This is a genomic window from Flavobacterium sp., from assembly GCF_046155325.1.
Taxonomy (GTDB): Bacteria; Bacteroidota; Bacteroidia; order Flavobacteriales; family Flavobacteriaceae; genus Flavobacterium.
Genome location: NZ_JBJXDQ010000139.1, coordinates 1 through 11,423 on the forward strand (window position 1 = coordinate 1; position 11,423 = coordinate 11,423).

Sequence of the window (11,423 nt, forward strand, 5' to 3'; positions counted from 1 at the left end):
ATTGTTTGATTTAGTATTTTGTTTTTTAACTATCTATTTCACAACAGTGTTATATATTACAACTAAATATAACATAATGTTAAATCAACTTCATTTTTTGTAGAAAACCATCTAAATCATTAAAAAACCGAGATTCCCTAATAATTTTTTTCGTAAATTCGCGACCTTAAAAGTTTGACTTTAAAACGAAACGAAATTATGAACAAAACAATGACAGTCGACATCTTGTCGAGTATTAAAGGAGCACAACCTTCAGAGTCCGTGAACCAATTATTTGATGTAATTAAAAATGCAATTCCAACAAATAATAATACTGTAAATAATGTCCATCATAATTGTGTGTCTGTAAGTAATTTAAGAGATGATGTTGTGATAGCCAGTTCGGCTATAGAGAAACAACTCATTATAGAAAATTTCCCGAGCAAGAAAAATGGTTTTTTAGTGGTTGCTAAAGTTATAGAAGGATAAAATGGATTCTCAGATAAAAAAAATACACCAACAACTGGTGTCAAAACAAATAACTTGCACCGCTTTGGTACAAGGAAAACTAGACTTTCTTAAGCAAAACACCTACAACTCTGTCAATTCATTGTTAGATACTTTGGCGCTAGAATTAGCGGCTAAGGTGGATGCTAAAATTGCAAACGGAGAAACAATAGGTTTATTAGAAGGAATTCCTTTTGGAATTAAAGATGTATATATGTTGCAAGGAACTTATGCTACGGCAAGTTCTGATTTGTTGAAAAATTATAAATCTCCATACACTGCGACTGCTATTCAAAAATTATTGGATGCAGGCGCTATTCCGTTAGTGAAAGAAAACTGCGATAGTTTTGGTCACGGATCATCCAGTGAAAACACGATTTTTGGAGCTGTAAAAAACGCTATCAATCCCGAATTAGTTGCTGGAGGTTCAAGCGGAGGTTCTGCAGTTAATGTTGCTAAAGGATTTACCGTTTTTTCTATTGGTGGCGATACGGGAGGTTCTATTCGCCAGCCTGCGGGATACAATCATATTTACGGTTTTAAACCCACTTACGGAAGAATTTCTCGATTTGGTCTTATGGCTTATGCATCATCAACAGATTGTGTTGGTCCTTTGGCGAAATCAATCGAAGATATTCGAATTGTGTTGAATGTAATGAGCGGAAAAGATCCAAAAGATCAAACTTCAGTCGCTTCAACAGAAATTAGTGAAGATGCGATTGTAACTTCAGATGTAAAAACCGTTGGTTATTTCAAAAACTTTATCGAAAGTGATGCTATCGATGCACAAGTAAAAGCTGATTTTTTGGCAACGATTGAAAAACTGAAAGCCAAAGGAATTGCAATAAAAGAATTGGATTTCTTTAAATCGGACATTTTAGTTTCGACTTATTATACGCTAGCGATGGCGGAAACGGCTTCTAATTTATCTCGTTTGGATGGAACAAATTATGGGAATAGAATTGAGGCTGAAAATTTAATTGAAACCTATGCAGTGACACGTTCTGAAAACTTTTCGGAAGAAACAAAACGTAGAATAGTGGGTGGAAACCAAGTGTTGTCACAAGGTTTTTCGGATGAAATATATTTAAAAGGATTGGCTGTAAGAGATCAAATTTCGGAGAACTTCAGTAAAGATTTCAAAGAAGTTGATATTATTTTATCACCAGTTACACCAAGCACTCCGCCTAAAATTGGAGACAGTTTGAAAGACCCGTTAGCAATGTATTTGTCGGATGCGTATACGGTTGGTTTTAGTTTGGGGCAATTGCCAACTTTAACCGTGCCACAAGGAACAAGCACTGGACTTCAAATTACGGCAGCAAAAAACAATGATGAATTAGTCTTGCAATTTGCAAACTTCTTAAAAGATACACTATAATGGAATTGGAGCAATTAACTGCGGCTTTAAAAGCCCACGATTTAGAATTGGTAATCGGACTAGAAACTCACGTTCGATTAAATACCAAAACCAAGTTGTTTTGTTCTTGTGCCAATCAAGAAATAGAAACACCTAACGAAAATATATGTTCCGTTTGTACGGGCCAAATGGGGGTTTTGCCTGCCTTAAATAAAGAAGCGATTACAAAGGCGATTTATTTTGGAAAAGCGGTGGATTCGTCATTTAGTAATGAAATAATATCTTGGGATAGAAAGCATTACGAATACCCTGATAACCCAAAAAACATTCAAATTACACAATTTCATAATCCAATAATTCCTGATGGACACGTATCTTGTTACCGAAATGACGGTACGCAGTTTACGGTGAATTTAACGCAGGTTCATATCGAAGAAGATGCTGCCAAATTGATGCACGAAAAAAAAATTTCGTTAGTCGATTTCAACAAAGCGGGCGTGCCGTTGATTGAAATTGTTACGGAACCTTGTATTAGAAATATCGAAGATGCTTCAACTTACGCGCAATACATTCAGCGTATTGTTCAGAATTTAGGAATCTCTGAAGCTAATTTGGAGAAAGGGGAATTCAAATCGGATGTTTCGGTGTCTTTGAGAAAAAAGCATAGTTACGAATTGAATCCAAGAACGGAAATCAAAAACTTGAACTCGTTTAAGTTTATGGTCGAAGCTTTGAAGGAAGAAGTGGAGAAACAATTCAATTATTTTATTGATAACAAAGCGTTTCGACCAGATCAAACGACAGTTTTGTGGGATGCTGATTTGAAGCAAACCAAAGTAATGCGGAAAAAAGAATTTGAAGCCGATTACCGTTTTATTTCCGAACCCGATTTGCCTTTTGTAAATATTAAAAAGGAGATTGAAGCGATTAAAGTAGATACAAGTGCTTTGCCTTATGCGGTCGAATCTATTTTGATTAACGGTGGTGTTTTGCCACAAGATGCTAAATTTTTTACGGCAGATAAGTTGCGTTCGCAAACTTTTGTAGAAATCAATAACGAAATCAAAGATCCTTCATTTGTTGCTAAAACTTTGGCAAACAATATTAAGGCAGAAGATTACGCTGAAATTCATAGTATTGCCCATTTAACGGATATTTTTAAATTATTTAAAGCCGAAAAAATCACGGCAGTTTTAGTGCAAAATGCGATTACGGGTTATTTGAAAGATAGAACTTTTGACTACAACAAGTATTTTGAAGAAAATACCATTTCTGAAGATACCATTCTAGAAGTTATTGCTAAAGTAATTTCTGAAAATGTTGCTGTTGCCAATGAAATTAAAGCGGGTGACCAAGGAAAAGCAGGTATTTTAGTGGGTAAAGTTTTGGCTATCATCGGAAAAGGAGCGAATGGTAAAGTAATTCGTCAAATTATTTTAGATGGTTTGGGAAATGCTACTATTTCAGAAAAAAATACTGCGGCGACAACTGAAGATTTGTCCGCACCAATTTCGGAAGAAAAGGAAAGTCAAGAAGAATCACTTCCTGAAATTCCTATTATTATAAAAGATATTTATCGAACACATAAAATTTCACAATTAACAGAAGCAAACATCAACGAAGAAGTAATGTTATCGGGTTGGGTAGCCAGTGTTCGGGACCACGGTGAATTGATGTTTATCGATTTGCGTGATTCTAGTTTTGAGATATTTCAAGTAAGAATCAGCAGAGAGTCGTTCCCTAATATTGATGAGTTGGTGAAACTGAAACCAGAATCGGTAATTTCTGTTACAGGTAAAGTGGTGGGACGTAAAGAAGATGATTATAATGCAGGTTTACGTACAGGTAAAATCGAATTGGAAACTTCGGCTTTAGAAATTTTAAACTTGTCTAAAACTTTGCCTTTCGAAATTAAAAGAGCGGCAAAAACCAACGAAGCCATTCGTTTTCAATACAAGTTCTTAGATCACAGAAACGAAGAGGTACGAAGAGCGATTGTAAACCGTCATAAAGTAATTAAGTTATTGCGTGACATTTTGGATGAAGAAGAATTCTTAGAAATTGAAACTCCAATTTTAAGTGCCGGAACTGATGAAGGAGCACGTGAATTTATTGTTCCTACGCGTAAAGGATCAGGTTTGTTTTATACCCTTCCACAAGCGCCACAGCAGTTCAAACAAATGTTAATGGTGAGCGGTTATGAAAAGTATTTCCAAATTGCCCGTTGTTTTAGAGACGAAGATTCTCGTGGCGATCGTCAACCTGAATTTACGCAATTAGATATCGAAATGGCGTATGCGAGTATGCAGCAAATTATAGATTTAAACACCAAAATGTTTAATGAAGTAGTAAAAAAAATATATGGTAACAAGTGGATTTTACGTCCGTTTGAAGTGATAACATACAAAGACGCCATGGATTTTTATGGTTGTGACAGACCCGATTTGCGTTACGGTTTAAAAATGCAAGACATTACTAATATCGTAAAAGACACCACTTTTCAAGTATTTAGCAAGCCTATTGAAGAGGGCGGAATTGTAAAATGCATCAAGGTTTCAGCTCAAGAGCAAGGAAACAAACGTATGTCTAAAGGTCAAATCGAAAATCTTACCGCTATTGCGCAACAGCACGGTTTGGGCGGATTGGCTTATATTATTGTCAATGAAACCGAATTGCAGTCGCCAATTATCAAGTTTTTAGGCGAAGATATTGCGACAGGAATCATAAAAGCGACTAATGCGCAAGTGGGAGATATTGTATTCTTTTCTGCGGCGGATTATACAACTGCTAATAAAGCTTTGGATGCGGTTCGTCAAGAATTGGGTAGAATGTTGCACTTAATTAATCCAAAGGAATTATGTCCGGCTTGGGTAGTTGATTTCCCAATGTTCGAAAAAACAGAGGAAGGCAGATGGACGTTTACCCACAATCCTTTCTCGATGCCTGCTATTTATGATTTAGAAAAACATATGAATGGTGTTGAAGAAGAAATAGGAAGCATTATCGCGCAACAATACGACATCATTTTAAACGGTTACGAAATTGGAGGAGGATCAGTTCGAGCCCATAAATCAGAAATTCTGGAAGCAACTTATAGAAATATGGGGTATAATAAAGAAGAAATGATGAAGAGCGTAGGAACGATGTACAAAGCCTTTCAATACGGCGCACCACCACACGGAGGAATCGCTTGGGGAATCGACCGATTGATGATGATTTTAGAGAAAAAAGCATCTATTAGAGAAGTAATGGCTTTCCCGAAAACAGGTTCAAGTGAAGATTTATTATTTGGCGCACCATCGCTTTTATCAGATAAAAAGGTAGAAGAAATGAATGTGAAGATTATGAGGAAGTAGGTTTTGTTTTTCAAAATCATTTAAAAAGTGGATTTATATTGAAAAGTATAAATCCACTTTTTTTGTTTTGAAATTGACACTTTTTGTTAATAACTTCACTGCTTAAAACTTGATTTTGGCCGAAAAATAATTTGCGTTTATCTATATTTGCGTGTTATACAAAAAATTGATTTTTAGAATAAAAAATATGAGCGAAGAAATTAAGAAAGACAATTATTCAGCAGATAGTATTCAGGCGTTAGAAGGAATGGAGCATGTAAGAATGCGTCCATCGATGTATATTGGAGATGTGGGTGTTCGAGGTTTGCATCATTTAGTTTATGAAGTTGTCGACAACTCTATCGATGAGGCCATGGGAGGTCATTGTGATACGATTCGAGTTGATATAAATGAAGATGGTTCTATTTCGGTAGAAGATAATGGTCGTGGAATTCCGGTTGGAATTCATAAAAAAGAAGGTGTTTCGGCATTAGAGGTTGTAATGACTAAAATTGGTGCAGGAGGAAAATTCGACAAAGATTCGTATAAAGTTTCTGGTGGACTTCACGGGGTTGGTGTTTCGGTGGTAAATGCATTGTCAAACCATTTAAGAGCAACCGTTCATAGCAGCGACGGTAAAGTTTACGAACAAGAATATGAAAAAGGAAAAGCACTTTATCCTGTAAAACAAATTGGAGAAACTACTAAAAGAGGAACTATCGTTACTTTTTATCCAGATCCAAGTATTTTTACACAAACGGTTGAGTTTACTTATGACACTTTATCGGCTCGTATGCGCGAGTTGTCTTATTTGAATAAAGGAATTACGATTACTTTTACCGATAAAAGAGAATTGGATAAAGACGGAAATTTTGTTTCTGAAATTTTTCACTCTACCGAAGGATTAAAAGAATACGTTCGTTATTTGGACTCTAATCGGGAGCCAATTATTGCTCACGTAATTTCGATGAATAACGAAAAAGGCGAAATTCCAGTTGAGGTTGCCTTGATTTACAATACCAGTTACACCGAAAATATTTTTGCTTACGTAAATAATATCAACACTCACGAGGGAGGAACGCACTTGCAAGGTTTTAGAACGGGTTTAACCAGAGCCTTAAAGAAATATGCAGATGCTTCGGGAATGTTGGACAAATTGAAATTTGAAATTGCTGGAGATGACTTCCGTGAAGGACTTACTGCTATTATTTCGGTAAAAGTTTCAGAACCACAATTTGAAGGTCAAACTAAAACAAAACTAGGAAATAGAGAAGTTGTTGCGCCGGTAAGCCAAGCGGTGAGTGAAATGATTGAAAATTATTTGGAAGAAAATCCGAATGATGCTAGAATCATTGTTCAAAAAGTGATACTTGCTGCACAAGCCCGTCACGCTGCCAAAAAAGCCCGTGAAATGGTACAGCGCAAAACCGTAATGGGTGGAGGCGGATTACCAGGGAAATTATCTGATTGTTCCGAGCAAGACCCTGCAAAATGCGAAGTATATCTTGTCGAGGGAGATTCGGCAGGTGGAACGGCCAAACAAGGTCGTGACCGTGCATTTCAAGCGATTTTGCCATTAAGAGGTAAGATTTTGAATGTAGAAAAAGCGATGATTCACAAAGTTTTTGAAAACGAAGAGATCAGAAATATCTTTACCGCTCTTGGAGTAACTATTGGGACAGAAGAAGATTCAAAAGCCTTGAATATTTCGAAATTGAGGTACCATAAGGTAATTATTATGTGTGATGCGGATGTCGATGGTAGTCATATTTCTACCTTAATTTTGACGTTCTTTTTCCGTTTTATGAAAGAATTAATAGAAGAAGGACACGTATATATTGCTGCACCTCCATTATATTTAGTTAAAAAAGGAAATAAAAAAGAGTACGCTTGGAACGATGATCAGCGGGATCAAGCCAATGCAAGAATGGGCGGAAGCGCAGCGATTCAACGATATAAAGGTCTTGGGGAAATGAACGCAGAACAATTGTGGGAAACTACAATGGATCCAAGTTTCAGGACTTTACGCCAAATCACTATTGAAAGTCTTGCCGAAGCTGATAGAGTTTTCTCCATGTTAATGGGCGACGAGGTGCCACCACGTAGAGAGTTTATAGAGAAAAATGCAGTTTATGCTAATATTGATGCATAAACCAGATAGCAGATTACAGGTAGCATAACGCTGCAGTAAATAAATCAACTCCAATCTCCCTCTCTTTTGGAGAGTTCCGATAGCTATCGGAAGGGCTGAGAAAAAATATAAAACAACACAAAAAATTTAAAAAAATGAAAGTTACAGTAGTAGGAGCAGGAAATGTGGGAGCATCTTGCGCAGATTCAATTTCGTATAGAGGAATTGCTAGTGAAGTAGTATTATTAGACATCAGAGAAGGTTTTGCCGAAGGGAAAGCTATGGATTTGATGCAATGCGCAACAAATACGGGTTTTAATACTGTAGTTACTGGTGTTACTAACGATTATTCTAAAACAGCGAATAGCGATGTGGTGGTAATTACATCTGGAATTCCAAGAAAGCCAGGAATGACTCGTGAGGAATTAATAGGCATTAATGCTGGAATCGTAAAATCAGTTGCAGAAAATGTTTTAACACATTCGCCAAACGCCATCATCGTTGTGGTTTCAAATCCAATGGATACGATGACTTATTTGACTTTGAAAGCTACTGGTTTGCCAAAAAACAGAATTATAGGAATGGGTGGCGCTCTTGACAGTTCACGTTTCAGATATTATTTATCAAAAGCATTGGACAAACCATCAAATGATGTTTCAGCAATGGTTATTGGTGGTCACGGCGATACCACTATGATTCCATTGACACGATTAGCTTCTTATAATGGTATTCCAGTTTCTGAATTTTTATCACAAGAAGAGTTAGCTAAGGTGGCTGCAGACACTATGGTTGGTGGCGCTACACTTACAGGTTTATTGGGAACTTCTGCTTGGTATGCTCCAGGAGCTTCAGTAGCATATTTAGTTGATAGTATTTTGAATGACCAAAAGAAAATGATTGCTTGTTCAGTAATGCTAGATGGTGAATACGGGCAAAGTGATATTTGCATTGGTGTTCCATGTATAATAGGTAAAAACGGAATCGAAGAAATTCTAGATATTACTTTAAATGATGCTGAAAAAGCAACTTTTGCTAAAAGTGCTGACGCAGTTAGAAACATGAATGCAGATCTAAAATCTGTTTTAGTATAATAATAACGGTATTGAAAAGTAAAGACTGCATTTTTGCAGTCTTTTTTTTGATATTAATTCATAAATTAATTGGTTAATCTTAACGTTAATTATATATTTGCTCGGTTCAAAAAAATAGTGATTAAGTCTTATAAATATATTTTTATAATAAATAATGATTTTAGTGCTATTTCATAGGGTTAATCAAAAAAATAAATCATAAAATAATTAATTTTTAGTAATAATGCAAAATAAAGGTCTTATTAAATTTTTCGCAATTCTATTTGCATTGGTGAGTATTTACCAACTTTCGTTCACTTTTGTTTCTAGTAAAATAAAAAATGACGCAAAATCTTTTGCTGGAGGTAATCCGGATAAAGAATTAAAATATCTAGATTCTATTGGTAAAGAAAATGTTTTTGATCTTGGTTTTACCAATTTCACATTCAATGAAGTTAAAGACAAACAAATAAATAAAGGTCTTGACTTAGAAGGGGGTATCAATGTTATTTTGCAAATATCAGTTAAGGATGTTTTGAAAGGATTATCTAATAATTCTAAAAATGCAATTTTTAATAAATCTTTGGCTGATGCGACTGCTAATCAAAAAGGTAATCAAACCTATATAGATGCTTTCTTTGAAGCTTTTGATGCTAATGCTAAAGGAAGTGTAAAATTAGCTTCACCAGATATTTTTGCTAATAGATCATTGCAGGGTGAAGGTGGAATTAATTTCCAAATGACCGATGCTGAAGCTCAAAAAGTAATCAAAAGAAAAGTTGATGAATCAGTTGAAAGTGCTTTTGGAGTATTAAGAAAACGTATTGATAAATTTGGGGTAACGCAACCTAATATTCAAAAACTAGGAGAATCTGGAAGGATTTTAGTAGAACTTCCAGGAGCTAAAGATGTAGATAGAATAAAAAAATTATTACAAAGTACCGCCCAATTAGAGTTTTGGGAAACTTATAAAATTGATGAAATTGGTAATTTTTTAATGTCTGCCAACGAAGCATTGAAAAAAACTGAAATCAAAAAAACTGAAACTAAAACAGCTCCAAAGGATTCATTAAGTGCTTTGTTGACTAGTGAAAAAGATTCAGCTTCAACAAAAAAAGGGAATAATCCTTTGTTAGATAAAATCATTGGTCAAGGTGGCGGACCAGTTCTAGGGCTTTTTGCTCCAAAAGATACCGCTACTGTTGGGGGATATTTAAGAAGAGCTGATATAAGAATCGCTTTAGCACCAGACCAAAAATTCGCAAAGTTTGTTTGGGGAAAACCTACTACAATTAAGGATAAAGATGGAAAAGATATTGAATCTGTTGAACTGTATGCTTTAAAAGGGAATCGCGATAATATTGCTGCTATGAGTGGCGGTGTGGTGACTGATGCTAGTGATACTTTTGATCAATTAGGAAAACCAGCCGTTTCTATGCAAATGAATGGTCAAGGTGCAAAAGCATGGGAAGAATTAACCGGTAGAGCTTATACTCAAAAAAGCAATATTGCTATTGTTTTAGATAATGTGGTTTATTCTGCGCCAGGGGTTTCTAGTGGACCAATTTCTGGTGGTAGATCTGAAATTTCAGGAGCTTTTGAAATTACAGAAACTAAAGATTTAGCTAATGTATTAAGAGCTGGTAAATTACCTGCTGCTGCAGATATCATTCAATCAGAAGTTGTTGGGCCATCCTTAGGTCAAGAAGCTATTGATAACGGTACAAATTCAGCTCTTTTAGGATTGCTTTTAGTATCATTATGGATGATGATTTATTATGGTAAATCAGGTTGGTATGCTAATATTGCTTTAGCGGTTAACTTATTGTTTTTATTCGGAATCTTAGCAAGTTTAGGTGCTGTGCTTACATTACCTGGTATTGCAGGTATTGTTTTAACGATGGGAACTGCAGTTGATGCGAATATTATTATTTACGAAAGAGCAAAAGAAGAACTTCGTTCAGGAAAATCGCTAGAAGAAGCTGTTGTTGCATCTTATAGTTGGAAAGGTGCCATGCGTTCGATAGTTGATGCTAATGTTACTCACGTTTTGACAGGTGCTGTATTATTTATTTTTGGTTCAGGACCAATTAAAGGTTTTGCAACGACATTGTTAATAGGTATAATTACTTCATTATTTACATCAATTTTCATCGCTAGAATATTTATTGATTGGAGTATTAGTAAGAATAATAAATTGTCATTTGTTACTGGATTTTCTAAAAATTTCTTTACAAATTTCCATTTTGATTTCTTGAAAATTAAAAAATGGACTTATGCATTTTCTGCTATTGTAACGATTGTTAGTATTTATTCTTTGGCAACTAACGGATTGGATCAAGGAGTTGATTTTGTGGGAGGAAGAACTTTTCAAGTACGTTTTGAAAAACCTATTTCAGCTGAAACTGTGGCAAAAGAACTTTCTGACGAAAAAGTTTTCGGTAGTGCCGAAGCTAAGATTTTCGGTAGTGACAATCAATTAAAAATCACTACGAAATATAAAGTTAGTGAGCATGGTGTTGATGCTGATTTAGAGGTAAATAAATTATTATATGATAATTTGAAAAAGCATTATGCTGCGGGTTTAACGTATGAAAAATTTGTAAATGCTTATGAAGGAAAGCAATTTGGTATTTTACAAGCTTCAAAAGTTGGTCCAACAGTTGCTGAAGATATAAAAACTAATGCTTATTGGGCTGTTCTTGGTGCGATGCTTATTGTTGGTTTGTATTTAGTAATTAGTTTTAGAAAATGGCAATATAGTTTAGGTGCATTAGCAGCTGTAGTTCATGATGTTATTTTTGTTCTTGGTATATACTCATTATGTTATAAATTCATGCCTTTTGGTATGGAAATCGATCAACATTTCATTGCTGCAATTCTAACTGTTATTGGGTATTCTATGAATGATACCGTAATTGTATTTGATAGAGTTCGTGAATTCTTAGGCGGTACAAAAGCAAAAGGGGATTTCAACAGTATCGTGAATCAATCGATTAATAGCACAATGTCTAGAACAATCAATACTTCATTAACTATGA

The 11,423-nt window shown here is 35.2% G+C and carries 6 protein-coding genes; all 6 read left to right on the top strand.

From position 1 onward, the window contains the following. The first annotated feature begins 198 nt into the window (after positions 1–198). A complete protein-coding gene (locus ACKVOD_RS09765; protein WP_409209284.1) occupies positions 199–468 on the top strand; it encodes a hypothetical protein in 270 nt (89 codons plus the stop codon). 1 nt (position 469) lies between these two features. Further along, complete coding sequence (locus ACKVOD_RS09770; protein ID WP_409209285.1) at positions 470–1,867, top strand: amidase; 1,398 nt, start codon at positions 470–472, stop codon at positions 1,865–1,867. Further along, the gene (gene gatB/aspS / locus ACKVOD_RS09775; protein ID WP_409209286.1) at positions 1,867–5,202 is read left to right on the top strand and encodes a bifunctional amidotransferase subunit GatB/aspartate--tRNA ligase AspS; all 3,336 of its coding nucleotides are present in this window, start codon (positions 1,867–1,869) and stop codon (positions 5,200–5,202) included. The genes ACKVOD_RS09770 and gatB/aspS overlap by 1 nt, the downstream gene beginning before the upstream one ends. A gap of 187 nt (positions 5,203–5,389) precedes the next feature. Further along, positions 5,390–7,333, top strand: coding sequence for a DNA topoisomerase (ATP-hydrolyzing) subunit B (gyrB, locus tag ACKVOD_RS09780; RefSeq protein ID WP_409209287.1), 1,944 nt, complete (start codon positions 5,390–5,392; stop codon positions 7,331–7,333). 134 nt (positions 7,334–7,467) lie between these two features. Beyond that, positions 7,468–8,403 (top strand): malate dehydrogenase, encoded by a 936-nt coding sequence (locus ACKVOD_RS09785; RefSeq protein WP_409209288.1) that lies wholly within the window; start codon positions 7,468–7,470, stop codon positions 8,401–8,403. A 223-nt stretch (positions 8,404–8,626) separates the two neighbouring features. Further along, a partial coding sequence (gene secDF, locus ACKVOD_RS09790; protein WP_409209289.1) for a protein translocase subunit SecDF occupies positions 8,627–11,423 on the top strand: 2,797 nt, incomplete at its 3' end.

What these genes read in the sequence shown, in the direction of transcription:
- ACKVOD_RS09765 (WP_409209284.1), top strand. Translation starts at nt 199, where the DNA reads ATGAACAAAACAATGACAGTCGACATCTTGTCGAGTATTAAAGGAGCA.
- ACKVOD_RS09770 (WP_409209285.1), top strand. Translation starts at nt 470, where the DNA reads ATGGATTCTCAGATAAAAAAAATACACCAACAACTGGTGTCAAAACAA.
- gatB/aspS (WP_409209286.1), top strand. Translation starts at nt 1,867, where the DNA reads ATGGAATTGGAGCAATTAACTGCGGCTTTAAAAGCCCACGATTTAGAA.
- gyrB (WP_409209287.1), top strand. Translation starts at nt 5,390, where the DNA reads ATGAGCGAAGAAATTAAGAAAGACAATTATTCAGCAGATAGTATTCAG.
- ACKVOD_RS09785 (WP_409209288.1), top strand. Translation starts at nt 7,468, where the DNA reads ATGAAAGTTACAGTAGTAGGAGCAGGAAATGTGGGAGCATCTTGCGCA.